31 protein-coding genes are annotated in these 24,911 nt (G+C 63.9%); 18 read left to right on the top strand and 13 right to left on the bottom strand.

Annotation, left to right across the window (positions count from 1 at the left end; all coding sequences use genetic code 11):
• Window positions 1-197: 197 nt before the first annotated feature.
• On the bottom strand, window positions 198-551 hold the full coding sequence (locus BBD46_RS03690) for a hypothetical protein (RefSeq protein WP_071400413.1): 354 nt from the start codon (window positions 549-551) through the stop codon (window positions 198-200).
• 209 nt (window positions 552-760) lie between these two features.
• On the opposite strand from BBD46_RS03690, the gene BBD46_RS03685 reads away from it, so the two are divergent.
• The 4 genes from BBD46_RS03685 to BBD46_RS03670 all read left to right on the top strand — a co-directional run bounded on the left by BBD46_RS03685 (window position 761) and on the right by BBD46_RS03670 (window position 4,248).
• Window positions 761-1,765 carry a phosphate uptake regulator PhoU gene (locus tag BBD46_RS03685; RefSeq protein WP_071400412.1) on the top strand — a complete coding sequence of 335 codons (1,005 nt, stop codon included), beginning with the start codon at window positions 761-763 and terminating at the stop codon, window positions 1,763-1,765.
• Window positions 1,766-1,934: 169 nt separating this feature from the next.
• Window positions 1,935-2,465 (top strand): SRPBCC family protein, encoded by a 531-nt coding sequence (locus BBD46_RS03680; protein ID WP_071400411.1) that lies wholly within the window; start codon window positions 1,935-1,937, stop codon window positions 2,463-2,465.
• Between the two features lie 88 nt (window positions 2,466-2,553).
• The gene (locus tag BBD46_RS03675) at window positions 2,554-3,171 is read left to right on the top strand and encodes a nitrous oxide reductase accessory protein NosL (protein WP_071400410.1); all 618 of its coding nucleotides are present in this window, start codon (window positions 2,554-2,556) and stop codon (window positions 3,169-3,171) included.
• Window positions 3,172-3,339: 168 nt separating this feature from the next.
• The gene (locus tag BBD46_RS03670; protein ID WP_071400409.1) at window positions 3,340-4,248 is read left to right on the top strand and encodes a DMT family transporter; all 909 of its coding nucleotides are present in this window, start codon (window positions 3,340-3,342) and stop codon (window positions 4,246-4,248) included.
• A 51-nt stretch (window positions 4,249-4,299) separates the two neighbouring features.
• Here BBD46_RS03670 and BBD46_RS03665 read toward each other — a convergent pair whose 3' ends face one another.
• Window positions 4,300-4,641: a cupin domain-containing protein gene (locus tag BBD46_RS03665; RefSeq protein ID WP_071400408.1), complete on the bottom strand. Its 342-nt coding sequence runs from the start codon at window positions 4,639-4,641 to the stop codon at window positions 4,300-4,302.
• A 142-nt stretch (window positions 4,642-4,783) separates the two neighbouring features.
• Here BBD46_RS03665 and BBD46_RS03660 point away from each other — a divergent pair, with 142 nt between their 5' ends.
• From BBD46_RS03660 to BBD46_RS03645, 4 genes are all read left to right on the top strand, one after another.
• On the top strand, window positions 4,784-5,692 hold the full coding sequence (locus tag BBD46_RS03660) for an ABC transporter substrate-binding protein (protein ID WP_071400407.1): 909 nt from the start codon (window positions 4,784-4,786) through the stop codon (window positions 5,690-5,692).
• A 62-nt stretch (window positions 5,693-5,754) separates the two neighbouring features.
• Complete coding sequence (locus BBD46_RS03655) at window positions 5,755-6,789, top strand: ABC transporter substrate-binding protein (RefSeq protein WP_171908152.1); 1,035 nt, start codon at window positions 5,755-5,757, stop codon at window positions 6,787-6,789.
• Window positions 6,786-7,790, top strand: coding sequence for an ABC transporter substrate-binding protein (locus tag BBD46_RS03650; RefSeq protein WP_071400405.1), 1,005 nt, complete (start codon window positions 6,786-6,788; stop codon window positions 7,788-7,790). The genes BBD46_RS03655 and BBD46_RS03650 overlap by 4 nt, the downstream gene beginning before the upstream one ends.
• A gap of 8 nt (window positions 7,791-7,798) precedes the next feature.
• Window positions 7,799-8,227 carry a VOC family protein gene (locus BBD46_RS03645; RefSeq protein WP_071400404.1) on the top strand — a complete coding sequence of 143 codons (429 nt, stop codon included), beginning with the start codon at window positions 7,799-7,801 and terminating at the stop codon, window positions 8,225-8,227.
• 9 nt (window positions 8,228-8,236) lie between these two features.
• Here the strand turns inward: BBD46_RS03645 and BBD46_RS03640 are convergent, their stop codons facing one another.
• The gene (locus tag BBD46_RS03640; protein ID WP_071400403.1) at window positions 8,237-8,668 is read right to left on the bottom strand and encodes a methylated-DNA--[protein]-cysteine S-methyltransferase; all 432 of its coding nucleotides are present in this window, start codon (window positions 8,666-8,668) and stop codon (window positions 8,237-8,239) included.
• Between the two features lie 140 nt (window positions 8,669-8,808).
• On the opposite strand from BBD46_RS03640, the gene BBD46_RS03635 reads away from it, so the two are divergent.
• A complete protein-coding gene (locus BBD46_RS03635; protein ID WP_171908148.1) occupies window positions 8,809-9,573 on the top strand; it encodes a molybdenum cofactor guanylyltransferase in 765 nt (254 codons plus the stop codon).
• Between the two features lie 10 nt (window positions 9,574-9,583).
• On the opposite strand, the gene BBD46_RS03630 is transcribed toward BBD46_RS03635, so the two are convergent.
• Both BBD46_RS03630 and BBD46_RS03625 read right to left on the bottom strand, forming a co-directional pair.
• Window positions 9,584-10,426, bottom strand: coding sequence for a 3-keto-5-aminohexanoate cleavage protein (locus tag BBD46_RS03630; RefSeq protein ID WP_071400402.1), 843 nt, complete (start codon window positions 10,424-10,426; stop codon window positions 9,584-9,586).
• The gene (locus BBD46_RS03625) at window positions 10,423-10,671 is read right to left on the bottom strand and encodes a hypothetical protein (RefSeq protein WP_071400401.1); all 249 of its coding nucleotides are present in this window, start codon (window positions 10,669-10,671) and stop codon (window positions 10,423-10,425) included. The genes BBD46_RS03630 and BBD46_RS03625 overlap by 4 nt, the downstream gene beginning before the upstream one ends.
• 145 nt (window positions 10,672-10,816) lie before the next feature.
• Here BBD46_RS03625 and BBD46_RS03620 point away from each other — a divergent pair, with 145 nt between their 5' ends.
• The 3 genes from BBD46_RS03620 (at window position 10,817) to BBD46_RS03610 (ending at window position 13,618) form a co-directional block, all read left to right on the top strand.
• Window positions 10,817-11,818: a ring-cleaving dioxygenase gene (locus BBD46_RS03620; protein ID WP_071400400.1), complete on the top strand. Its 1,002-nt coding sequence runs from the start codon at window positions 10,817-10,819 to the stop codon at window positions 11,816-11,818.
• A complete protein-coding gene (locus BBD46_RS03615; RefSeq protein WP_171908147.1) occupies window positions 11,811-13,094 on the top strand; it encodes an iron-containing alcohol dehydrogenase family protein in 1,284 nt (427 codons plus the stop codon). The genes BBD46_RS03620 and BBD46_RS03615 overlap by 8 nt, the downstream gene beginning before the upstream one ends.
• A 65-nt stretch (window positions 13,095-13,159) precedes the next feature.
• Window positions 13,160-13,618 (top strand): hypothetical protein, encoded by a 459-nt coding sequence (locus BBD46_RS03610; protein WP_071400399.1) that lies wholly within the window; start codon window positions 13,160-13,162, stop codon window positions 13,616-13,618.
• Window positions 13,619-13,649: 31 nt separating this feature from the next.
• On the opposite strand, the gene BBD46_RS03605 is transcribed toward BBD46_RS03610, so the two are convergent.
• The 7 genes from BBD46_RS03605 to BBD46_RS03580 form a co-directional block, all read right to left on the bottom strand.
• A complete protein-coding gene (locus tag BBD46_RS03605; RefSeq protein ID WP_071400398.1) occupies window positions 13,650-15,158 on the bottom strand; it encodes a glycosyl hydrolase family 28-related protein in 1,509 nt (502 codons plus the stop codon).
• 14 nt (window positions 15,159-15,172) lie between these two features.
• Window positions 15,173-15,325 carry a twin-arginine translocation signal domain-containing protein gene (locus tag BBD46_RS22080; protein WP_139173489.1) on the bottom strand — a complete coding sequence of 51 codons (153 nt, stop codon included), beginning with the start codon at window positions 15,323-15,325 and terminating at the stop codon, window positions 15,173-15,175.
• Between the two features lie 106 nt (window positions 15,326-15,431).
• Entirely contained in the window at window positions 15,432-15,992 is a 561-nt protein-coding gene (locus BBD46_RS03600) for a hypothetical protein (RefSeq protein WP_071400397.1), read from the bottom strand.
• Window positions 15,993-16,052: 60 nt separating this feature from the next.
• Window positions 16,053-16,808 carry a 7-cyano-7-deazaguanine synthase QueC gene (queC, locus tag BBD46_RS03595; protein WP_071400396.1) on the bottom strand — a complete coding sequence of 252 codons (756 nt, stop codon included), beginning with the start codon at window positions 16,806-16,808 and terminating at the stop codon, window positions 16,053-16,055.
• A 22-nt stretch (window positions 16,809-16,830) separates the two neighbouring features.
• Window positions 16,831-17,673, bottom strand: a complete 843-nt coding sequence (locus BBD46_RS03590; protein ID WP_071400395.1) for a 7-carboxy-7-deazaguanine synthase QueE — start codon at window positions 17,671-17,673, stop codon at window positions 16,831-16,833.
• A 5-nt stretch (window positions 17,674-17,678) separates the two neighbouring features.
• Window positions 17,679-18,158: a 6-pyruvoyl trahydropterin synthase family protein gene (locus tag BBD46_RS03585; RefSeq protein WP_071400394.1), complete on the bottom strand. Its 480-nt coding sequence runs from the start codon at window positions 18,156-18,158 to the stop codon at window positions 17,679-17,681.
• 133 nt (window positions 18,159-18,291) lie between these two features.
• The gene (locus BBD46_RS03580; RefSeq protein WP_071400393.1) at window positions 18,292-18,645 is read right to left on the bottom strand and encodes a winged helix-turn-helix domain-containing protein; all 354 of its coding nucleotides are present in this window, start codon (window positions 18,643-18,645) and stop codon (window positions 18,292-18,294) included.
• A gap of 140 nt (window positions 18,646-18,785) precedes the next feature.
• On the opposite strand from BBD46_RS03580, the gene BBD46_RS03575 reads away from it, so the two are divergent.
• From BBD46_RS03575 to BBD46_RS03550, 6 genes are all read left to right on the top strand, one after another.
• A complete protein-coding gene (locus BBD46_RS03575) occupies window positions 18,786-19,472 on the top strand; it encodes a competence/damage-inducible protein A (protein ID WP_071400392.1) in 687 nt (228 codons plus the stop codon).
• A gap of 370 nt (window positions 19,473-19,842) precedes the next feature.
• Window positions 19,843-21,039, top strand: a complete 1,197-nt coding sequence (locus BBD46_RS03570; RefSeq protein WP_071400391.1) for an ATP-NAD kinase family protein — start codon at window positions 19,843-19,845, stop codon at window positions 21,037-21,039.
• Window positions 21,040-21,159: 120 nt separating this feature from the next.
• Window positions 21,160-22,191 (top strand): phosphate uptake regulator PhoU, encoded by a 1,032-nt coding sequence (locus tag BBD46_RS03565; protein ID WP_006654336.1) that lies wholly within the window; start codon window positions 21,160-21,162, stop codon window positions 22,189-22,191.
• A 107-nt stretch (window positions 22,192-22,298) separates the two neighbouring features.
• The gene (locus BBD46_RS03560) at window positions 22,299-22,478 is read left to right on the top strand and encodes a DUF7525 family protein (RefSeq protein ID WP_071400390.1); all 180 of its coding nucleotides are present in this window, start codon (window positions 22,299-22,301) and stop codon (window positions 22,476-22,478) included.
• 134 nt (window positions 22,479-22,612) lie between these two features.
• On the top strand, window positions 22,613-22,849 hold the full coding sequence (locus tag BBD46_RS03555; protein WP_004215543.1) for a DUF7123 family protein: 237 nt from the start codon (window positions 22,613-22,615) through the stop codon (window positions 22,847-22,849).
• A gap of 172 nt (window positions 22,850-23,021) precedes the next feature.
• Window positions 23,022-23,456 carry an SRPBCC family protein gene (locus BBD46_RS03550; protein ID WP_071400389.1) on the top strand — a complete coding sequence of 145 codons (435 nt, stop codon included), beginning with the start codon at window positions 23,022-23,024 and terminating at the stop codon, window positions 23,454-23,456.
• Between the two features lie 499 nt (window positions 23,457-23,955).
• Here BBD46_RS03550 and BBD46_RS03545 read toward each other — a convergent pair.
• Window positions 23,956-24,911 (bottom strand): aldehyde dehydrogenase family protein (locus tag BBD46_RS03545; protein ID WP_139173487.1); only part of this gene is annotated, 956 nt, incomplete at its 5' end.

The following is a 24,911-nucleotide window of genomic DNA, read 5'->3' as shown; positions in this document are numbered from 1 at the left end:
TGGATATAAAAAGTATGCTAATAACTATATATCTAGGAAGTAAATTATATAGCCACCTCACGAGTCGTTCGGAACGGTATGAACGCCTCCATAGCCGAACGTAGACCAAGAGTACAAGGGCTATTCAGCGTGGATCCAGCGTGGAGAACCCTGTCGCCATCTCGAGATTACGTCGGAAGTCACCTGCAAGGGACGGCTCACGAGGGGTCGCTGGCACTCGAGAAGCGGCCGAGCACGAGTCCCGCAATCACGTCGAAACACCCGAAAGCGATCGCGAGTCCTGAGAGCGCCACAGGGTCGAGTCCCAGACCGATTCCGGGAAGCGCCTCCAAGAGCCCGATACCGCCGACGGCGAGGATACCGACTGAGCCCTGGAACGCATCGGTTCCATCACCGACTGCCATCCAGATGACGCCAGTGATGACCACGATGGATGCAGCGAACCAGAACGGGACGATCGTGGCCGCCCCAGCCAGGAGAACACCGCCACCGACAACTCCAACACCCGACATTCGTAGCCGCATCGGCCCGGTCGAAGACTCGTCGGCCATACGTCAGCATCCGGTCGACTGAGTAAAACGGTTCCTATCTTTCCACCATATATAGATATGTAGAGTACACAATAGAGTTCAGTAGAAATAGGATATAATAGAATCCGGTACTCACCACTATGTTCTATAACTGGGCACTCTAAAGCCAGATGTTGTCTATCTATATAGACAAGGACAGATTTATGGTCGTCCTGTCGGCAACTCCTCTCATGGAGACGCGAAAGGTCCAGGTGACCGGCGGCTCGACGTACACTGTCTCGCTTCCGAAGACGTGGGCGACCGAAAACGATGTCAGCAACGGCGATACAGTCGAACTGTACGCCGACAACGAGACACTCCTCGTGACACCCCAAACCGACGTCGACCACCAGGAAGGGGCGCTGGACGTGGCGACCCTCGAGGGCACAGAGCTCGTCCGAGCGGTCTTCACGATGTACGTCAGGGGATTCGATGTTATTCGCCTCGAGGCGAACCGCATCGCGACCGACCAACGGCGAGCGATCCGCAGCGCCGTTCAGGGGCTCGTCGGTGTCGAAGTCGTCGAGGAGGGAACCGACCACGTCGTAGTACAGGACTTGCTCGACTCCGCGGAGCTCTCGATTGTCAACGCTGTCACGCGCATGCGCCTGATCGCCACGTCAATGCTCGAGGATTCGGTCACCGCCCTCGTCGAGAACGACGACGACATGGCCACCGACGTGATCGAACGCGACGACGACGTCGACCGGCTCTTCCTCGTCGTCTCGCGAATCTTCCGAGCGACGCTTCGCTCTCCTCGCGCCGCCGAAGGCCTCGGCGTCTCGCGCGAGGACTGCTTCGACTTCCACTCGAGTGCCCGCCAGCTCGAGCGGGTGGCCGACCACGCGGTGAAGATTGCGCAGCTTGCGCGCAAGCTCGAGGAGATTCCGGCGGACGTGGCAGATGCCCTGTGTGCGCTCCACGAGGATGCGGCGACGATTCTGGAGCAGGCGTTGGACGGGCTGTTCGCCGACGAGAGTGAGACGGCGACCGAACTGGGCCACGCTGCACTCGAGTCGGTGCTGGCGATCGACGAGCATACGCGCCAGATCGACGCGATGTTGCGGGAACTCGAGCCGGTACAGGCGCAGTCGCTGGGATTGATTCTGGATTCGCTTTCGCGGAGTGCGGATTACGGTGGGAATATTGCGGAGACGGCGTTGCAGAAGGCGGCGCCGCGGCCGTCGCGGGTGTAGGGTGTTCGTGGCTGTAGGTGTGTTCGTGACTGTCGAATGTTCGTGGGTGTGGGTGTGTTCGTGACTGTCGGACGTTCGTAGGTGTGGGTGTGTTCGTGACTGTACGGTTCCTCACTCAGGACCACCGGTCGCCCACAGCGGTTTCGTGCTGGGCGACGTAGCGACAACCATGGCCACCTACGAACGGCGAACGACCGTCCAGGCACCGCTCGAGTCCGTCTGGGAATTTCACAGCACCGTCGCGGGACTCGAGTCGCTGACACCCGACTGGCTCGGACTGCGCGTCGAGGCGGTGATCGGTCCCGACGGCAAGCGGCGGGACGATCCACAGTCGGTCACGCTGGAGGCCGGCACCGAGATTGCGCTGTCGCTCCAGCCGTTCGGACACGGGCCGCGCCAGCACTGGACCTCGCGGATCATCGAGCGAACACGTGGGGACGGCATTGCACGATTCCGGGACACGATGGACGACGGCCCGTTCGAGCACTGGGAGCACAGTCACACGTTCGCCGGCAATGACGAGGAGACGACGGTCATCGACCGCGTGGACTACCGGCTCCCGTTCGGCCCGCTCGGTACGCTCACAACACCGTTTTCGGTCGTCGGCTTCGAGGGGATGTTCCGAGAGCGACATCGTGAGATGAGGCGGGTACTCGAGACGGAGCAAGCGAGCGGAGCGCGGGAACGAACGCAGGTCTGAGGCCGGTGTCGGTGTACTGGTGACGCGGGGAAGCAAAATCGAGAATCGAACCACGGCCGTTTTGAGCGCCCGCCGAGTACGTCCACGCATGACTGATCGCGCGGACGGCCCGTTCGCACGCCGGACGGTACTCGGTTCCCTGGGTACGGGCGCAGCCATCGGACTTGCCGGCTGTCTCGGCGATTTCGGCGGGGACGGTGACGACGATCCGGACGAGAACGGCGACGACAGCCACCCCTACGAAGATCGGATGATCGACCACGACGGCGGCGAGCCACTCGAGTTCACGGACGACCAGAGCTGTGCGGTGTGTAACATGACGCCGGCGGATTACCCGACCTGGCAGAGTCAGCTTGCACACGAGAACGGCGAGGGAGCGGTGTTCGACACGCCAGGATGTCTGTTCGCTTACTACGCGGTGCCGCCGGTCGACGACCCTATCGCGGATGCCTGGGTTACGGACTTCGAGACCGGTGAACTCATCGATGCGACCGAGGCGTACTTCGTCATCGTCACCAACGAGGATGCGGTGAGCGGCGAAACGATGGGGATCAATCCGCGCCCGTTTGCGGACCGCGAGGATGCCGTCGCCTACCTCGACGAGTGGGATGGCGAGGAGTTGACTGAAGACGACATTATCGGACTGTCGGATGTCGATCGCGAGATTGCAGAGACCTATCGCGGTGGCCGCGTACCGGACGAATAGATCACCTGTAACGTTTAGCTCTCGATTTTCCCTCTTGTCTCTCGACTCCCGACTCTTGGCTCTCGTTCCCGCTTCTCGACGCTCAACCCTCTATCCTCTCCCGTAACTCTCAGCCCTCGACCTTCGGCTTTCGGAACAGGTTTACTCTCAGAGTCGAGTCAGGACGACGTGAACAGGTCGGACCTCGAGGTGACGCCGTACGCCGCGCTCGCGTTCGCTATCTTCGCCGCGAGTACCAGCGCCATTCTGGTCCGCTGGAGCCACGCCCCGAGTTCGGTCGCGGCCTTCTACCGCGTGCTCTTTACCACCGTGATCGTCGCCCCCATCGCCCTCTACTGGTACCGCGACGAGTTCGGCCGCCTCTCGCGGAACGACCTCGGATTCGCAGTCGTCGCCGGCATCGCGCTTGCAATCCACTTCGCAGCCTGGTTCGAGAGCCTGAATCACACGAGCGTGGCCGCGAGCGTGACCCTCGTCCAGACCCAGCCGATCTTCGTCGCCATCGGCGCGGCGCTCGTCCTCGGCGAGCGAGTCAATCGGGAGACGGTGATCGGCATCGGCATCGCGATGATCGGCGCAACCGCGATGTCGCTCGGCGATGCGGGCGAGGCCCCGATTTCGGATGCGACGATGTACGGCAACGCACTCGCTATCCTGGGCGCGATCACCGTCGCGGGCTACGTGCTCGCCGGCCGGTCGATCCGCCAGCGCGTCTCGCTGTTTCCCTACGTCACCGTGGTCTACACCGCCTGTGCGGTGACGCTCTTGCTCCTCGTCGGTGCGCAGGGTCACGATGTCGTCGCCTACCCGCCGCGGGAGTGGCTGCTCTTCCTCGGGATGGCGATCGGTCCCGGCATCTTCGGCCATACGATCGTCAACTGGGTGCTCAAGCATCTCGAGTCGGTCGTCGTCAGCGTGGCCTGGCTCGGCGAACCCGTCGGGGCGACGCTGCTCGCGCTGGGGTTGCTGAAGGAGGTTCCGGACGCGATTACGGTCCTCGGCGGTCTGATCGTGCTCGCGGGGATCTACGTGACGACGATCGAGCGCGAGCGCCGGCGACGGCCGGAGACGGACTGATATGGACTGATACGGTCCGTTGGCGTTCGCCCCCCGCAGAACCATCCGCCCCTACCGGTCTCGCCACTCCGGCCGATTCCGCGGCGGTGCGAGTACCCCCAACCCCACCGCTGGTTCGTCACTTCGATTTTCAGCCCCGTGATACTCGTTGCTCGGGAACCTGTAGGCGTCGCCTTCCTCGAGCAAGACCTCCTCGTCCTCGAGAATCGCCGTCAGTGTTCCCGAGAGGACGTAGCCGATCTGTTCGTGCTCGTGTTCGTGCGTCGGCAGCGACGCGCCCGGATCGATTTGCCAGTACTTCATGCTCGCGCGCTCGCCCATCGAGAGCGTCCCGAGAAAGACGCCATTTGCGACCTCCTCGGTGACGACATCGTCTGTCTGTCTGTGATCCATGTCACCAGTCACCGTTATTATCTCTCCACCGGTCCGATACGTGAATCTTGGTTCAGGATCTGATGACTGTATCCGCCGCCAACGGGCGTATAAAGGATTCCTAGAAACGTTTTATGCCGACCGTTATCGTGCAGTGTACTGCATGGCACAGAGTGACACACGTGACGGGATCCGAGTCTTTCACCTTCCCTTTTCGTTCATGCTGCCACAGCGGGTGGCAGCCGAACGGGACTACTTCGAGGCGGAAGGGCTCACGGTCGACCTCTTCGAACGAGACCGGCGGCAGGTAGACTGGAAGTACGTGCCCGCGGACTGGACGCTAACTGGTGACGACGACGTCGACCTCTACCCGGTCTGTAAATGGGAGAGCCTGCGCCGAACCTGGTCGCTCGACGACGGAACGATCGTCGCCCACGGGGCGTTTGCCGACCTGCCCTATACGCTCTATACGCGACCAGAAACCGACATCGAGTCGCCGATCGACCTCGCCGGCGTCCCCGTCGGCGTCAACCGCCGCACCGGCCAGGAGTACACCGCCGTCAAAGCACTCGAGGAACACCTCGATCCAGAAGAAATCGAACTCGCCCACCACGGGATGCCAACCGATCGCCTGCAGGCACTTCGGGACGGCGAGGTCGACGCCGTGACGCTGCTCGACCCCCACAGCACGCTCGCCGAGCACCTCGGCTTCCAGCGGGTACTCGAGTTCGACAATCACATCGGCGTCGTGGCGGGCGACGACCTCTCCGAAGACGACCTCGACGCGTTCATGCGCGCCTACGAGCGCGCCGTGGATGCGATCAACGACGATCCGCAGGCGTTTCGAGACGAGTACCTCGCGATGCTCGAGTCCGACGCCGAGGTTGCGCCGGACCTCTTCGCGGACGTCGACCTCGAGGCGATTCGCGAGTCGGTACGGGTACCCGAGTACGAGGTGCCCGAGTTCGCGGAGCCGTCCGAACTGGACGGGGAACTCGAGTGGATGAAGGATCGGGAGTTGATCGACAGCGAGGCGGAGATTGGGACGATCGTGGCACCGTCGAAACAATGAGTTCTGATATCGATACCGACACCGACACCGAGACTGAGACAGGCACCGACGCAGGCACAGCGATGGACATCGAGACCCAGCAAGCGGCACTGGACGAGTTGCACGATAGTCCGGAGCGCACGGACCGCGCCGACACCGACGGTGACCGTGACGGCGACGACCGCCCCGTCCTCCGCGCCCGCTTCGAACACAACGGGAGCCCCCGCTACATGCTCTACACCATCAAGCGGTTCGGCTTCGACCACGACCACGGCTTCCACCTCGACGTCGAACTCGTCTCGGACGAACTCGAGGACGGACTCGAGACGGTCGAGGCCAAACTGCACGGTGGCGACGCGGACCTGATCGACATCGACTACATCTCGACGGCACGCGAGCGGGCGAACGGCGCACCGATCGTCGCGTTCCACCCCTACGGGCGGACCGTCGGCGGGCTCGTCGTGCCCGAGAAGTCGCCGATCGAGGATATTTCGGACCTTCCCGGCCACCGCATCGGCGTCGTCCGCCGCCTCGACAAGAACTGGATTCTCACCCGGGCCGCCTGCCGCGAGTTCCACGGCTTCGATCCCGAGGACGAGGCCACGTCGGTCGAGGCGGGCTCGAAGGTGGGACTGACCCGGATGCTGCGCGACGGCGACGTCGACGCGGCCCTCCAGTTCTGGCAGATCATCCCCGAAATCGTCGAGACCGGTCCCTACCGCGAGGCGGTGCCGATGGCCGACCTCGTCCAGCAGCTCTCGGGCGTCGAGCAGACGCTGCCGATCTCCACGTTCCTCACGAGCGAGGACTACCTCGCCGACAATCCCGACGCCGTCAGTGGGTTCAAACGCGCCTACGCGGACGCCGTCGAGCAGTTACAGACGGACGACGACCTCTGGGACGAACTCGGCGAACAACTGATGTACGAGAACGATCCGACCGTCGTCCACGGTATCCGCGACCACTGGAGAGAGATGGTCGTCACCGACTGGGACGCGGAGACTGTCGACGCGATGGAGCGGCTGTTCGACCATCTGCTCGACGTCGCCGGCCCCGAGGCGCTCGGAGTCGATCACATTCCGGACGACCTGTTCCGACTGGAGGTGTCCTCGCGATGACGAACGCGACTGTGGACTTCCAGCTTAACTGGGAACCGAACGGCTTCCAGGCCCCCTACTTCCTCGCGCGCGACCGCGGCTTCTACGAGGACGAAGGCCTCGACGTGCGGTTCGTCGAAGGCCACGGCTCGCCCTTCGCCGCCGAACAGGCCGCAAAGGGACGCGCCGAGTTCGCCCTCGCGGGCGCGAGCGCCGTGCTCTCGATCCAGAGCCGCGGCCTCGACCCGCTCGCCGTCGCCGCCGTCACCGGGAAGACGCCCGCCGCAATCTACACCTTCCGGGACGAGTTCGGCGAGCCGCTGACCGACCCCGACCAGCTTCGGGGCTGCACCGTCGCGCCGTCTGCGACCAAAACGAGAATTCTGACCGCACAGCTACTCGAGGACGAGGGCATCAGCGACAAGGTCGACTTACTCGGCGTCGACGACCACACCCACCACCGCGTCCAGCACAAACTGCTCGACGGGCGCGTCGACGCCGCCGTCGGCGTCGTGACGAACGGCTACGAACTCGAGGCCGAACACGACCGACAGGCCGACGAACTCCCGATCGGGGACCACCTCGGCGTCTACGGCATGATGCTCGTCACGAGTCCCGAATTCGCCAGCGAGGAGCCCGAGACGGTCCGCTCGTTCCTGCGAGCGACGGCCCGCGGCTGGGCGGCTGCGACGACGGATCCCGACGCGGCGATCGACGTGCTGGTCGAACGAAACGCGACACTCGAGCGAAATCGCCCGGTCGAACAGCGCAAGTTCGAGACGGCGGCGACCGACCTCCAGTTCACCGACCGTACTCGAGAACAGGGCTGGGGACTGCACGACGGCGAGCGCTGGCAGACGCTTGGGCAGACGCTCACGGAGACGGACCTTCTCGAGGGTGAGATCGATCCCGACGCAGTCTGGACGAACGAGTTCATCGACACCGAGGACGACGAGATAATCGGAAACTACGCGGAGCGTGTCGGCGAGCCAACGGAGACGGAAGCAGAGCCACGAACCTGACTACACCCATGCACGCAGTCGACCACATCAACATCGACGTCGACGATCTCACCCCCTGCTACGAGTTCTACCGCGACGAACTCGGACTCGAGGTTCGCCGTCCGCCCTCGGATTTCAAAGGCGACCACGCCATGTTCCGGGTCGGCGACACCGTCGTCACGCTGGCCGAAACCGGCCGCGCCGACGGCTGGGACGAGCGCGGACTGGACCACCCGCTCGACAAGGCGCACATTGCCTTCGAGACCGACCGCGAGGAGTACGAGCGGCTGCTGGCCGCCCTCGACGAGCAGTTCCCGAAGCAGGGTCCCTACGACTGGGACGAGTTCGAGGGATTCTACTTCCTCGATCCGAGCGGAAACTTGCTCGAGGTAATCACCTACGAGTTGCCAGCGGGCGAGCGCGAGCGGCCGCTGCTCACGCACGACGACGTGGAGTAGTCCGCGGGATCACTCGAACTCGACCGGCAGTTCAGTCTGCACCGCCTGCCCGCTCTCGCGCGCCTCGAACTCGAGTAGTCGCTGTTTCGTCGCGACGCCATCGGCCGCCGAGTAGCCGGTGAGTGCACCGTCGCTGCCGACGACGCGGTGGCAGGGGATGACGATTGGGGCGGGATTGCGGCCACAGGCCTGGCCGACGGCGACGGGGCTCGTGTCGAGATCCGCTGCGAGGTCGCCGTACGTCCGCGTCTCGCCGTAGGGGATCGCCGCCATCGCGGCCATCACGTCGCCGGTGAGTCCGTCGAGATACGTCACGTCGAGGTCGAACGTGCGCCGGTCGCCGCGTTCGTACTCTCGGACCTGGTCGCGGATCTCCGCGGGCGATTCGGCGACAACCGACTCGTCGAACTCGAGTTCGGTGTCGAGTAGTACTAGGTTCATCGGTGCTCTCGTCTCGTTTCGTCTCTTGGGTTTTCTGGGGGCATAAGTGTCGCTGCGGCGGGGAGCCAGCCGTGACCTCCGTTCTCGCTCGGCTGGATTGCGCGTCGGTGCTTTTGGCGGCAGTCGTCCAACCGCCAATTATGGCTGCCGATAGGGGTGAGAGTCAGTCCAAGTCCGAGTCCGAACCCGAGCCCCCATCCGAATTCGAGTCACAGCGTGAGTGGGCGTCCAGTCCGACCGGCCGGAGCGCCCTGATCCTCGCAGGCGGCTACTCGCGTCGCTTCGGTGACGCTGACAAAGCCGTCGCCGAACTCGCAGGCACGCCGATGATCCGGCGCGTTGTCGACCGGCTAACACCCGTCGTCGAGACGGTGGTCATCAACTGCCGAGCGAAACAGCAGCCAGCGATCCGCGAGGCGCTCGCAGACGGTGTCGACCCGACGTTCGCCGTCGATTCCGTCCCGGACCGCGGACCGATGGCTGGCATCCTGACCGGACTCCGGGCGACCCAGACCGACGTCGCCGCCATCGTCGCCTGCGATATGCCGTTCGTCGATCCGAACTTCGTCTCGTCGTTGTTCGCACAACTGCCGACCGTCGACGGCACCACAGAGCCGGACGCCATCGTTCCCCAACTCGAGTCCCGCCATCTGCAGCCCACCCAGGCCGTCTACCGAACCCAGCCGATGATCGACGCCTGCGAACGCGCCCTCGCTCGTGGCGACTCCCGTGTACAGGATGCGCTGGCCGAACTCGAGTACCTCGTCCTCGACGAGCGCGAACTTCGCGAGCGGACGGTACTCGAGTCGTTCGAAAACGTGAATACGCGGGCGGAGTTGGCGGCAGCGGCGGACGCTCTCAGCGGTGAGAAGCGGGTCGACGAATTACCGTTTGAACGGATCTAGAGCAGAGTGGCTACAGATTCAGAATATCGCGTGCCTGTGATGGCGTCGCGACCTCGCGGCCGAGTTCGTCGGCGATGCGAGCCACGCGCTCGACGAGCTGTGCGTTGCTCGTCGCGAGTTCGCCGCGCTCGTAGTAGATGTTGTCCTCCAAACCGACCCGAACGTGGCCGCCGAAGAGGATGCCCATCGTTACGAACGGAAGCTGGTGGCGGCCGAAGCCGAGCGTGTTGAACTGTGCGCCCTCGGGGAGGTTATCGATCGCATTGATGAAATTTCGCGGTTTTGGAGGCGTGAGCGTCCCGGGACCGAAGATGAGCGTCCCGTAGACGGGCTCCGCGAGCTCGCGCCGCTCGAGTAGCCCGTAGGTCTCGTTCATGTGGCCGTCGTTGAAGATTTCGAGTTCGGGTTTGATTCCGCGCTCGACCATCTCTTCGTGGAGCGAGTCGACGAGACCGCGGGTGTTCTCGCTGGTGAGGTGGTCGTACCGGTTCATGGGCCCCATGTCGAGCGAGGCCATCTCCGGCGCGGGATCGGTCCGAAGCGGGAGGTGACGATCCTCGTCCGACGCGCCGGTGCCGCCCGTCGAGTGCTGGATGATCACGTCGTCCGCCTGCCGGCGAATTTCGTCGTCGATTTCTTGGAAGCGCTCGGTCGCGAACGTGCGCTCGCCGTTGTCTTTTCGCGCGTGGACGTGGACGACGGAGGCGCCGGCCGCCTCGGCTTCGGCTGCTGCCTTCCCGATTTCCTTGGGCGTCTCGGGGAGGTGCGGTGTCGCCTCTTTACCCTGCACGCCCCCGGTGAGTGCGGCGGTGATGATGACCGGCTCACCGGCGAGGTAGTTCTCGTAGCTCACGCATCATCACCGGCGGACTGCCCTGCGTTCTCGGTTTCGTCCCCGGTCTCGGTCCCAGCCGGCACCTCGTCCGCGTGCTCGAGATAGATTTCGCAGTGCTCGTCGTGGGACAGGTCGTAGCGGTCGTTACAGATATCGGCGCGCATCGGTTGGACAAACTGCTCTGCGGCCTCGCAGTAGGCGCGTGGCTCGTCGAACTGGCGGTCGTTCGCCTCGCTTCGATACGCCAGAAACGGACAGGTCATGCCACGCTGTTTTGGATACGGGATGTTAACTATTCGCACTACTTTCAGCGCAGTGACGAAAACGCTGCGAGAAGCGGTAACACCGGCGTAACCAGGTGACGTGACTGTGGACAAACGTCTCAAGGGTCGAGGTCCTACGGGCAGTATGTCACCGACTACACCCGGTCTCCACCACGTGACCGCAATCGCCGGCGATCCGCAGGAAAACGCCGACTTCTACGTCGGCACGCTCGGCCTTCGGTTCGTCAAGCGAACCGTCAACCACGACGACACCGGTACGTACCACTTCTACTTCGGCGACGAGGGCGGCACGCCCGGGACGAACATCACCTTCTTCCCCTGGAGCGACCGCGGGCGACAGGGCGAGTTCGGCGCCGGGCAGACGCAAGCAACGGCGTACCTCATCCCGACCGACTCGGTCGACTACTGGCAGGACCGACTCGAGAGCGCGGGCCTCGCAGTCGATCGAACAGAGCGATTCGGCGAGCCGGTACTCGGATTTTCGGACCCCGATGGCATCCGACTCGAGCTCGTCGCACCCGGCGACGACGTAATCGCCGAGAGCGACGCGACGCCGTGGGAAGACGGCCCGGTACCCACCGAACACCAGCTTCGCGGGTTCCACAGCGTGACGCTCGCGGTGAGTGAGTTCGGGCCGACGGCAACGATTCTGACCGACGTGCTCGGCTACGAACTGGAAGCCGAGGATGAGACTGGTGCTGACACTGCCTCCAGCGCAAACAGGCGACGACGCTACCGCAGCGCAGCGGGCGGCCCCGCCTCGGTCGTCGATCTGGTCGAGACCGACGCGGGTCGCGGTCGGATGGGCGTCGGCACGGTCCACCACGTCGCGTTCGAGGCAGCCGATCTCGACGAACAGGCACAGTGGCGCGAAGCCTACGCCGAGCAGGGACTCTCCCCGAGCGAGGTCATCGACCGCAAGTACTTCCAGTCGGTCTACACCCGCGAACCTGGCGGCGTCCTCTTCGAAATGGCGACCACCGGACCGGGTTTCACAGCCGACGAGGAGTACGAGGAACTCGGCTCCAGCCTCGTACTACCTGAGCACCTCGAGGACGAACGCGAGCGAATCGAATCACAACTGCCGGCGTTCGACGGCCCGGAGGTGGCGTCGACCGATGAGTGAGCGTTCGTCGACCGATGACGACTCGGCGACAACCAGCACGAGCACAAACGGAGTGCACGCGCCAGCACCCGACCCGTTTCGCTTCGAGTACTCCCCACCGACGATCCGCTTTGGTCAGGGAAGCGTGGGCGAACTGGCGAACGAACTCGAGTCCCTCGGCTGTGAGCGGGGGCTGGTCGTCTGCGGTTCGACGGTCGGGAGCACGCCTGAGGTGATCGACCCGGTCCAAGACGGCATCGGAGACAGGCTCGCCGGTATCTTCGACGAGACGACGCCGGAGAAGCGGCTCTCGACCGCGTTCGACGGACTCGAGTGCCTGCGTGAGACTGAGGCTGATGCAATCGTCGCGCTGGGCGGCGGCAGCAGTCTCGACATTGGAACGGTCATTGGGGCGCTCGCGGCGGACGACCGCTCGCGCGAGGAGATCGCCGGCAAATTCGCCGAGTCAGGAACGATCACTGTCCCCGAGTCGGGGCTGGTCCCGGTCGTCACGATTCCGACGACGCTCGCCGGGGCGGAGCTCTCGCAGGTCGCCGGCGTGACCGCAGCGCCGGACACCGACGACACCGGACGGATCGACGCAGAAATCGGTGGCGGCATCTCCGCGCCCGAACTGATGCCCGCGACGGCGGTCTACGATCCCGATATCGTCGCGACCACGCCTGACTCCGTGCTCTCCGGCTCCGCCATGAACGGCTTCGACAAGGGTCTGGAGACGATCTACGCCGCCAACGCGACGCCGGTCACCGACGCGACGGCCGCCCGCGGCCTCGGCGCACTCGAGTCCGGTCTGCGCGCGTACGGTCAGGGCGAGCGCGACACCGAGACGTTCGAGCGGATTCTCGAGGGCATCCTGTTGGTACAGTACGGCATCTCGCGGCCCGAAGGGACGACGCTCTCGATTGTCCACGCCTTCGGCCACGGGCTGACGCGCACCTACCCCGTCCAGCAGGGGGCGGCCCACGCCGTCGTCGTCCCGCACGTACTCGAGTACCTCTTCGAACGGGACGGCGTCGACGCGCGGGCTCGGCAGTTGGCGGACGCGCTCGGCGTCGGCGACGCCGCGGACCCGGGTGCGGCGGTGGTCGAGCAGGTGTGCGAGGTTCGGGACGCACTCTCGCTACCGACCCGTCTGCGGGACGTGGACGGCCCCGAATCCGACGAGTTCGAGGCCGTCGCAGAGACGGTTCTCGCAGATAGCTTCATGGGGAACGTGCCACCGGGGCTCGATCCTTCTGTTGATGAGATCGTGGGTGTACTCGAGTCGGCGTGGTGAGCGGATCCGTCGTCTCACTCTCTCTCACCAGCTAGTATTTATGGGTTCGACTGAGACAAAGAACGATGAACCGACGGCGTGTTCTGGGTGCAATCGGTACCGCGGGGATCCTGCTAGCCGGCTGTCTGGGTGCTGCAGACGAGTCACAGGATCCAGCTACCGGCGAGGAAGCGACGACCACCTCACCGGAGTCGGACCTGTCGCGGCCCGAGTCGTCCACACCGATCCTGCAGGTATCCATCAACGCAGACGTGCCGGACGATATCGACCCAATCGACGCAGTCGACGCCGGCTTGACCGAGCACGAGCAGGTCGCTGCCGTGCTTGCGGAGGCGAGCGACGCGTACGAGGCTGGGATGGAAGACGACCTCGGCGAACCGGGGTTTCAGGTGCTCGCGTCGGTCAGCGGCGGCTTCGATCCCGACGAGTTGCCGGCCGTACTCGAGTCCGGTGCCGAATACGTGACCTACGAGGATGTCGTGTACTTCGTCGCTGTCGTCGAGTTTTCGCTCGAGGTGAACTAGCGGTAACGAGCCTGGGCGGGAGAAGCGATGGCTACGACGACGTACCCCACGCTCGCAACTCGCCGTCGACGACGACCTCGCTGTCGACGTTGGCGAACGTGACGCCGCCGTAGGCGACCTGGCTGTCGGGACCGACGTAGACGCCTGCGCTTCCACACTCTGCGGCGCGGGCGGTCGTCAACGTCGCGTCGACGTTCTCACGGAATCGGAAGGCCTGGCTAGTTGCGCCCGTTGCGGTGACGTTCGTCAGTTTCAGGTCGTCCATATCGTCGAACAGGACGGTGTTCGTGAACGCACCGTCGACGGTCAGATTCGAAATCGCAGCGCCGTCGAACCCGCTCGCGTAGAGCCCTGATCCCGCCGCGAGACCGTTGTTCTCCGTTCTGATCGTAACGTTGCTGATCGTCAGCTCTCGCCGGCCGGACTCGAGTTCGAGTTGCCCGAGCGAAATTCCGCGGGCGTTCTCGAGACAGTCCACTCGGTCTACCGTCAGGGACTCGAGTCGGGCACCGGTGTCGGCGCGGATGGCCGAGTGCTGGCAGCCGGTGATCGTGCCGTCGCTGACGGTGAGGGCCTCGGTTCCATTGCGGTGGATGTGGACACCGTAGTCGGGATCGTTTGCGGCGTCGATCTCGAAATTCGAGAGCGAACAGCGGCTGGTCGGCGTTCCGTCGTCTCTCGCAGCCGTACGTTTTTCGCCGTCCCATACGTAATTCGATGCCGTCCCCGCGGTCTGGTTATCGAACTGAATCGGCGCGTTCGAGTCGCCCTCGCCGCCGCGTGTCGCCCAGTAGTCGTCGATAGAAACGTTTCGCGACGAGACGACGTCGATGTGATGATGGTAGGTCGCGTCGCCGTAGATACTCTCGAGGCGGACGCCGTCTGCGTGTGCGGGCATGATTCCGTTCGAGTCCGGCGAGTCGATGCGAACGTTGCAGATGCCCCAGTTCGACGCGCCGCCGTACCCCGTCGCGTCGTACCCCTGGTTGGAGATGAGCGCCTGTCCCTCTTCGCCGTCGGTCCGTACACCCTCGAAGGTGGTTGCACGACCCGCGCCGACGACGAGCGTGTCGTCGCCGACCAGTGGCGTCCGTTCGAAGCGGTAGCGACCGGGCGGGAAGTAGACAACACCGCCGCCGGCCCGAGCGACGGACTCGAGTAGCTCGTGGACGGACTGGCCAACCAGAGTTTCGCCGTCGCCCTCGATGCCGTGGGCCTCGACGTTCCAGACGGGGGTTCGCTTCGAGCGGAGGTGGCCGATCCGTGCTGCCTCCAGGTGGCTCGTCCCGGGGACCGGTTTGGTGGCGCTTCCGTGTCCGCCGAAGGCGGTCCAGTCCTCACTGTCGCCGTCCCAGCGCCAGGTGATTCCCTGGTCGGTCGCGTGGTAGAGTTCGTCGTCGTACTCGCCCTCACTCGGCCGGTCTGCGATCGGGCCGTGAACGATCGAGCGTCTGTCGACCGCCTCGACGGTGTCCGTGTGGTCCCACTCGTCGCCGTCTTCGAAGACTCCGAGGGCAAGTCGCGGTGTGTGATCAGCCATCGTTACAGTACTCGCTACGCCCCTCCAGCGCCGTACTCGCGTCCGTAAGCCGATCCGTATCCGGATCGAGAGGCTCCGATCTCGGTACAGCCGGCGAGAACGAGGCTACATCCCGACACCGCCGCCGTGGTGAGCACGTCTCGGCGCTCCATCCCAGAACCGTTCATAATCGCTGACTGGTCTGATTTCGTATAAGAATGGCTATGTCAGGTCGGTGGGGCGAACGGCACTCGGGGGACGTCGACGGGACGTACTCGAGTCCCCGACCTCATGTCACTCCAGCGCGGGCGGCGGTTCGACGCCGCGGCGCGCTGGCTGCAATCCGTCGTGAAGCGGCGAGACGAGTCGCAGCGAGTAGATCGCGAGAATCGTTCCGCCGGCGACGAGGATGAATACGACCGTCGGTGTCGCGATGTGGAACACTTCGAGCAGTGAGAGGCCAGCACCACCGCTGAGTAGCGACAGCGAGGTCCAGCCGCTGAGCCCATCGGGAATCGCGTCGATCACCGCATCACGGACGTGAACGGCGTAGAGAAAGCCACAGCAGACACCGACCAGCACGGGGAGCCAGTGTGTCGTCGGTGCGAGCGAGCCAACGTCACTCGAGACGAACCAGGCGAACACCGGGAGTCCGATTGCGAGGGCGACGAACTCGCGGCGGCGACCCTCGGGGAGCGTCCAGCCGTTGTTGCCGTCCCCGCTACTGTTGCCGTTTCTGTCCCCGCTGCCGGTTCCGTTCCAACTGCCGTTTCCGCCCCGGTCGTCGTTGCCGTCTCCGTTATCAGTGGCGTCATCATCGCGAAACCACTCGATAACCGGGAGGGCCGAAGTCATACAGTGAACCGAGTATACGGCCGACCGCAGAAAGAATGTTTGTGTTCTGATAGCGAACGCTCAGGCTTCCTCGACGTACGATGGCCGCTCGGCGTACTCGATCGGATCGCGAACGCCGATTCGCTGGAACGCCTGCAGCCGGTACGCACAGGCGTCGCAGGTTCCACAAGCCGGCTGGTCGTCCCGGTAACAACTCCAGGTGTGTTCGTAGGGAACCTCGAGTTCGGTGCCGTGGGCCGCGATATCCGTCTTCGACCACTCGACGAACGGCGCTTCGATCGAAATCTCGGTCTCCGGTTTCGTCCCGACGTCGGCGACCCGCTCGAACGCTTCGAAGAACTCGGGCCGGCAGTCGGGATACCCCGAGAAATCCTCGCTGTGCGCGCCGATGAAGACCGCCTCGCAGTCGTTCGCCTCCGCGTAGGAGACCGCCATCGCGAGCAGGTTCGCGTTTCGGAAGGGAACGTACGACGAGGGAATTTCGTCGCTGTCCATATTCGCATCTGCGACAGCCATCTCGTCGTCGGTCAGACTCGAGTCCCCGATCGTCGAGAGGTGGCCGGTCTCGATCTGGAGGAAGTCGTTCGCCTCGAACTCGTCGGCTAACTGGCGGGCGCACTCGAGTTCCCGGGTCTCGGTTCGCTGTCCGTAGGAGGTGTGGAGGGCGTAGATGTCGTAGCCCCGGTCGCGAGCCTCGGCGGCGGCGGTAGCGCTGTCCATGCCGCCGGAGAGGAGGACGACGGCGCGTTTGTTCGTGTCTGTCGCTTCGGTCTCGGCTCTGTTGCGTGCGTCAGTCTGTGGTGTTTCAGTGGTCATCTGTCACTCTTACTTGTCTCAGTCACGTCTCGGGGGCGTCGTTCCAGAGGTCGACGTGCAGTCGCGGCGTGTACCGGAAGCCGTGTTCCATCGCGAGGTCGGCGACGCACGTCCGAGTTTCGGCGAGGCGGTCGCGGGTCGCGCCCTCCGGCATCAGGAGCACGTCGTCGTCGCGAATCGGTACGTCGGCTGCCGCTCGTAGGCCGGCGAGCAGGTCGAGGATTTCGGGCATGTCGTCGGCGTCGGTGACGACGAACTTCAACTGGAATTCGTAGTCCTCGACGAGTGTGGCGAGCGCAGCCATGTCGATGCGGTTTGCCTCGTGGCGGTCCTCCCACTCGCCGTCGCCCTGATTTGCGGCTCCTCGCGATTGGGGCTCATCGTCCCGAGAGTCCGCCGGAATCTCGCTTCGCGGATCGCGCTCCGGCGTCGGCGTACTGCTCGCGAGTTTCGGGCTGATCGAGGCGAGGTCGATCGGCGCGTCGCGGTGGATCGTCCCGTTCGTCTCGACGGTCGTGTGGTAGCCGCGTTCGTCGAGTGCCTCGAGAAGCGTGACGCTGTCCTCGTGCAGCAACGGCTCTCCGCCGGTGAGGACGACATGGTCCGCGTCGTGGGACTCGATTTCGTCGAGAATCGCGTCGAGTTCCATCCAGGCGTGCGTGGGCTCCCAGGAGGTGTGATAGGAGTCACAGAACCAGCAGCGGAGGTTACAACCGCTGGTGCGGGCGAAGACCGACGGGACGCCAGCGAGGACGCCCTCGCCCTGCAGCGAGTAGAACAGTTCGTTGATGGGGAGGCCGTCGCCCGCCGACTCGGCGTCCGTGTCAGCGGGCGTCTCTCTATCGACTGCGTTAGAGACCGGCATCGCGATCAGAGGTGGCTCCCGCCACAGAGTTCGTGCGTTTCGTTCACCCGAACGGCGACGTCGGTGACGTTCTCGCCGAGTTCGGTGAGCAACTTCTCCTCGAGAAGGACGCTCATCACCTCGGCGGTCGGCGGGTGGTCGAGGACGACGAGTCCGTCTTCGTCGCCGGCGGTTTTGAAGGCCTCGACGAGGGGGTCGCCCGCCTGGAGCAGGAACTTGTGGTCCCACTCGTCTATTACTGCAGTAATATCTCCTTTGTCCGCGACCCACCCCTCCTCGGTGAGGGTCCCCTCGACGGTCACCGACACCTCGTAGTTGTGGCCGTGGGGTCGTGCACATTTGCCATCGTGGTGCAGAATGCGATGGCCTGTACTGATTCTAATTGGACGATCACGACCGACGTGGAGGGTTCGCGTGCGGCCGACGATGTCGTGTGTCCCGACAGCCGTCCCGTCGCGGTCGCGGTTCGATGCGCGTTCAGTCACACACCAGTATTCTCGAGAGAATACTTAAGTCTGGTCGAACGACGGTCCGGCCGCCACGATATCGGCTGCGTCGTCGAACGGGAGAACACGGAGCGTCGCCACTCGGTCCGGGGAAAACGACCGCGGAGAAGCGTCAGTTCCCGAGCTTGTCCTGCAACCTGTTTTTCGCCTCAGTCCGTCGCTTCTGGGAGAACGACGGCTGCTCGTCGGAAAAGTCGACCTCGAGTTCGTCGACCGTCCGCCGATAGATGTTCGTTCGCCGCCCCTCCTCCGAGAGCTGTCGACCCTCGCAGGTGAGCAAGCCCGCATCGACGAGTTCCTCGATACGCCGATAACAGGTCGCAATCGGAATTTCGATATCGTCGCTCAACGCCTGTGCCGACTTCGGGGTCCCCGCCGCGCAGAGAATTTCGGCACTGTACTTGCTCCCGAGTGCCGACAGAACCGCAGTCGAATTGCCTTCCGTTCGTTCCGTCCGACGAGACATTGTCCCACCATTGCTAATTATCAGAATTGAATCTTGTGGTTATCCGGAGTGACCGAAAAACTGACTGGTCGGTGAGTCGATATGGCGATTTCGAGACAGCTCTCGGGATACATTTGAGTCAGCGGCTCTAACGCCCCGACATGAACGTCGCGGTCGTCACAGTCGGTGACGAATTGCTCGCCGGACGAACGGTCAACTCGAACGCTACCTGGCTCTGTACGCAGCTCGGCGAGCGCGGCGTCACCGTCGAGCGCGTGACGACGCTCCCCGACCGCATCGCGGACATCGCCCGCGTCGTTAACGAGTACCGAGCGGCCTACGACGCGGTCATCGTCACGGGCGGCCTCGGTCCGACGCACGACGACGTGACGATGGCCGGCGTCGCGGCGGCGCTCGGGCGCGACCTCACCGACCACGAACAGGCCCGTACCTGGCTCGCGGACGCGGGCTACTCTCGCGACGACCTCACCGACGGAACCACCGACCTCCCCGCTGGGGCGCGCGCCCTGCACAACGAGGTCGGCGTCGCACCGGGCGCGGTACTCGAGTCCGTCTACGTTCTCCCCGGGGTGCCCGCGGAGATGAAGGCGATGTTCGAGACGGTGGCCGACGAGTTTTCGGGCACACCGACCTATCGCGAGGTTGTCGTGGCGGACGAACCGGAGAGCGCGTTACTCGATCGAATCGAGGCGGTTCGGGCGGCCTTTGACGTGTCCGTAGGGAGTTATCCGGGCGAGTCGGTTCGGGTTGCGATCGAGAGTACTGATGAGACAGTTGCGCAGGAGGCGGCCGCGTGGCTCCGCGAGCGGGTCGAAAGCCGAGAGTAAGCCGCGAACTCCCGAGCAGCAGTACTGGAACGGATGAGCGCAGACGGGTGAGTGCAACCGGGCCTGCGTCGGCCGCGGCCAGCTATCTGTAGAAGTAGACCATCCAGCCGACGGTGATCAGGAGGCTCAGAATCAGGGCAACCCAGCCGCTCATCGGCATCGCTGGTTCGGCATCGAGGACGTAGGTCAGTTCGTTCATAGACGGCGTTCTATCCCGATCCCTCTTAATTTTTGAGAAACGACGCAGCGACGCCGGTTTTGCCGGTTGCTACGATCGCTGTCGAAGCGGTCGAGGTGACGGACCAGCGGCTGCTTGCAGGGTACCTCGGACGATCGGACGGCTTTTTGAGCAACCCGCCGTAGCCCGCGTATGGACGCACTCGGCGTCGTCGTCAACCCCATCGCGGGAATGGGCGGACGGGTCGGACTCAAAGGTACCGACGGCAAACTCACCGAGGCTCGCGAGCGCGGTGCCGAGCCACGCGCTCCCGAGCGGGCGAGAGAGGCACTCACTGCCTTCTCCCGACACGTACCGGACACCCCGGTCTACACCGCAGCCGGGATCATGGGCGAGTTCGCCGCGCGCGATGCTGGTCTCGAGCCACGAGTCGTCTACGACCCCAGTGACGAGCCTGAACACGGTGGGGAGTCGGCCGGCACGCCACCCGACCCAACCGTCGACCCAGCCGACGCCGAGACTACCGCGACCGATACGCGACGCGCCGTCCGCGCGCTCCTCGAGTCCGGTGTGGATCTCGTCCTGTTCGTCGGTGGGGATGGGACGGCCGTCGATGTGGCGGGGGTACTCGAGGAGCAGGAGCAAAAGCAGGCGCAGGAACGGGAACAAACACCGATGCTCGGCGTACCCGCCGGCGTCAAGATCTATTCCTCCGTCTTCGCGGTCACGCCACGGGATGCCGGCCGGATCGCGGCCGAGTTCGAGCGCGTCGAGTCCCGGGAGGTCAACGACATCGACGAGGACGCCTACCGCGCAGGCGAGGTGCGCTCGGAACTGAAGGCCGTCGTCCCGGTCCCCGTCGCGCCCGACATCCAGTCGAGCAAGCAACTCTCGAGTGGTTCCGTCGACGCGCTGGCAGCGGGATTCGCGCGCGAAGTCGAACCGGGGCGGACGTACGTCTTCGGGCCGGGTGGCACGGTCGGGGCAATCGAGTCCGAACTCGGAATCGAACCGTCGCCGCTGGGGGTGGACGTCTGGCAGGCAGGGAGTGTGGACAGCGAGGTCGACGATGGCGGAGACACCGACGGTAAACTCCTCGCAACCGACGCCGCCGAAGCCGACATCCTCGACGTACTCGAGTCACCCGTCACCGTCGTCGTCTCGCCGATCGGCGGCCAGGGGGTCATCTTCGGTCGCGGCAACCACCAGATCTCCCCGGCCGTACTCGAGCGGGTCGACGAGATCGTCGTCGTCGCCGACGAGGAGAAACTGGCCGAAGTTCCTGCTCTACGCGTCGATACGGACGACGAGGCGATCAACGAGGAACTGCGGGGCTGGCAGCGCGTGCGGACGGGACGGTTCACCACTCGGCTTGTGAAGGTTGTTTGAGGAGGGTGTGTTTAAGGACGAGCGACAAAGCGGGCCAAAATCAGACTCATATAACGACGGCTGTCACACATAATGGGTGTATAGTCAATATTAAGGTCGGCTCGGTCCTACGGACTGTGCATGGAAACGCGGAAAGTACAACGGCTCGGGCCGTCCACGCTGGCGATGACGCTCCCCGCCGAGTGGGCCTCCGAACACGGCGTCGAAAAGGGCGACGAGGTGTCGCTGCGGACCAGCGGGAAGGGCACGCTGACGGTGATGCCCGAGTCCGCAAGTTCCGAAGAGACCGAAGCGATCATCCACGCGGACAACCTCGACGCTGGGGCCGTAGAGCGCGCCATCGTCGCACAGTACGTTCTCGGTCGGCGCGTGATCCGCATCGAGCGCGAGGAAGGTGCACTCGAGTCGGCTCACATCAACGCGGTTTACCAGGCCGAAACCCAGCTGATGGGACTCGGTGTGATCGAGGAGACGCCGGAGAGTATCTCGATTCGGTGTTCGGTCGATCCGGACGACTTCACGCTCGACAATCTCCTCGAACGGCTGGAACGGACCGGACAGACGATGCGCGGTGAGGGGATCAAGGCGCTGGCCCACGGCAACCCGGATCTCGCCCAGCGGGCGCTCAACCGAGAGCGACAGGCGAACAAGATCTTCGTCCTTCTCTTGCGGCTGATCTTTACAGCGTACCAGAACCCCAATCTCGCGCGTGCGGTCGACCTCAACAGCGGCTTTCCGTTGATCGGCTACCGCTCCATCGCGAAGAACCTCGAACTGACGGCGGACAACGGCGAGGACATCGCGGAGATCGTCATCGAGACGAACGGCCACACGCTCGACGTCGACGGCTCGGTGATGCGGGATATCCGCGAACTGAACGAACTGGTCGACGAGATCACCTCGCTTGCCGTCGAGTCGGCGGTCGAACGCGATTACGACAAATCGAACGAGGTTCGAGCGCTGTTCCACGAGATCGCAGACCGCGAACAGGAGATCCTCGACGAGTTGCCGGAGATGCCGAACGAGGAACTGCTGCGCGTCCGTGAGGTGCTCGTCAGCCTCCAGCAGACGGCCCAGTACGCGATGCGAAACGCCGAGATTGCAGCGAATCTCGCGCTGAACGAGGAGTCCGAGCATACGACCATTAATTGAACCCACCGAACGAGAAGCGCCGAGCGGGTGTGTCTCCGGACCGTGTCACTCGTTCTCGCTGGCCGGAATAAGTGCAATTAAGAGACCCCATCGACAACCTGTCGAGCATGGCTACGCACACGGAGTCGACGACGGACAAGGGCGTTGGACTGGCGCTCGCACTCAGCGCGGTTGCGGTGCTTGGCGCACTGTTGATGGTCACTGACATCGAAGCGGCCTGGGGCTTTGCCGGTGCCGTCCTCTTTAGCTCGCTCGCGGTTGTCGCAATCCACCTCTACTGGGATTGATCGACAGTCGTCGGGACGAATCGACCCACTAATTTATCCTGATCGATGGTGCTGTTCTGGGACGGTAGCGGACTCAATCGCCGATTCGGCCGTCAAGAGTTAAGAGCGACGACCACCTAGAGGACGTACGGACGATGACCGATTACTCCGACGAAGAACAGCGGATCATCTCGTATCTACGCGAGAGCGCTGCCCGTGGCGAACGGTACTTCCGGGCGAAAAACATCGCTGATGCGATCGGACTTTCGTCGAAACAGGTCGGCGCACGCCTGCCCCACCTCGCGGAGAAATCCGACGACGTCGATATCGAGAAGTGGGGACGGGCCCGGTCGACCACGTGGAAAGTAACGGTTCGCTCCTCGACGGCCTGATCTGGACGCTACTCGACCGATCCGGTGGTAGCTCCGTGGTGGCCACTGTATCGAGGCACGCGACGGCCCACACCACGCTCGCAGTTCTGGAACCGTGCTTGGTACCTTGGGACACACCCCCCGACAGCGCCCGCCCACGGTCTTTTTACCCACAACGCACGCAGATAGTGGCATGACTGTACGGGTCGATCGGTCGTTCGAACTCTCGGCACCCCCCGAGCGCGTCTGGGACTTTATCGCCGACCCGGCGAATCGCGCTCAGTCGATCAGCGTCGTCGACGAGTACACCGTAACCGACAGCGCCGGGCGACACGTCACCTGGCACGTCGAACTCCCGATTCCACTTGTCCGTCGCACCGTTCGCGTCGAAACCGAAGACGTCACCCGAAATCCCCCCGAGTACGTCAAGTTCGTCGGTGACTCGTCCGTTCTACACGTCACCGGCGAGCACGAAATCGTCGAAACCGAGACCGGCTCTCGTCTCGAGAATCACTTCACCGTCGACGGCAAACTGCCCGGCGTCGAACAGTTCTTCAAACGCAACCTCGACGACGAACTTGAGAACCTCCGGTACGAACTCGAGCGTGACCTGCAGACGACCCAGTGAGCAGGGAGCGGCGGGTCTGCGACCGAACTGCTGGACGACAGTTCTGAAACGGATTGGGGACTCGAGTCCCCCTTTGCGTGGACGGCGTAGCGTCGTGCCTCGATTCCAGGCCTGTGGTAGAGAGAGTCAGACATCATTCCGAGCGGCTGACCGCTGACTTTTTGTGCTAGCGAGCCAAACAGCGGATGCCGGTACTGGCGCTTTTCACGTCATCGCCGGCAAGCGCGTCTCCGGCCCGACCACAGGACTGCTCGTTCCCGGGACGAGCACTCCACTCCCGTCTCCTCGACCCTTCCCCCTCGTCCGCATCCTTCCTTTCGCCCCTTCGCCCCTCACCCCTTTGCCTTCCACGCTCCCAGTCCCAGTCCGTTCTCCGATCAGTCCAGCCTGTCACCACACCAGAGCGGTCGTCCGCTCGCCGCTGACGACGATGGTACTCGAGTCGGGTCAGTTCCGGACCGAAAAGATGAGTCGACCGTGTCGAACCGACCGGATCCGTTTAGTCGTCTCGGGTGACGATGTCGGCTGAAAGGCCCTGTGCCATCTCGATTTCCTTCGAGTTGTTCATCGTCCACGCAGTTCGCTCGGTAACGGCCTCGATGGCTTCACGAGCCGATGGGTAGCCGTTACCAGACTTCTTGACGCCACCGAATGGCAGTTGGACCTCTGCGCCGATACACGGCAGGTTCGCGTACGCCAGGCCGATCTCCGCGCGGTCGCGGAAGTAGTTGATCTGGCGGTAGTCTTCGGAGATGATCGCACCGGCGAGGCCGTACGGCGTGTCGTTGTGGATCTCGACTGCGTCCTCGATGTCGCCGTCGTACTCCAAGAGGGCGACATGCGGACCGAAGCACTCCTCTTTCAGACAGCGCAGATCGGTATCGTACTCGATTTCGTAGACGAACGGACCGACCCAGTTGCCGTCCTCGTGGCCCTCGGGAATTTCGTCGTCCTCGAGTTCGAAGCGATCGACGAGGACGTCTGCGCCCTCTTGCTCTGCCAACTCGTTGTGCTTCTCGATCTTCTCGACGTGCTCGGGCTCGATCGCCGGGCCCATGAAGGTGTCTTCCTGCAGCGGATCGCCGACGGCAACGTCCTTCGCGATGTCGACGTAGCGCTCCTTGAACTCGTCGTAGACGTCCGTATGGACGATCAGGCGTTCACTCGAGACACAGCGCTGGCCGGTCGTCTTGAAGCTCGACATAATTGCCGAGTGAACGGCGATGTCGAGGTCGGCTTCCTCGGTGACGATGATACCGTTCTTGCCGCCCATCTCGCAGGCCGCGAGTTTGCCGGGCTCGCCGCCGACTTTGCTGGCGATCTCCTGGCCGACTTCTGCGGAGCCGGTGAAGAGAACGGTGTTGACGCGCTCGTCGTCTGTAATGGCCGCGCCGGCGTCACCGAAGCCCTGGACCATGTTGAAGACGCCGTCCGGAATACCGGCGTCCTCGAACA

The organism is Natrialba sp. SSL1 (assembly GCF_001861355.1).
GTDB lineage: Archaea > Halobacteriota > Halobacteria > Halobacteriales > Natrialbaceae > Natrialba.
This window is presented reverse-complemented; position numbering and strand designations above follow the sequence as displayed.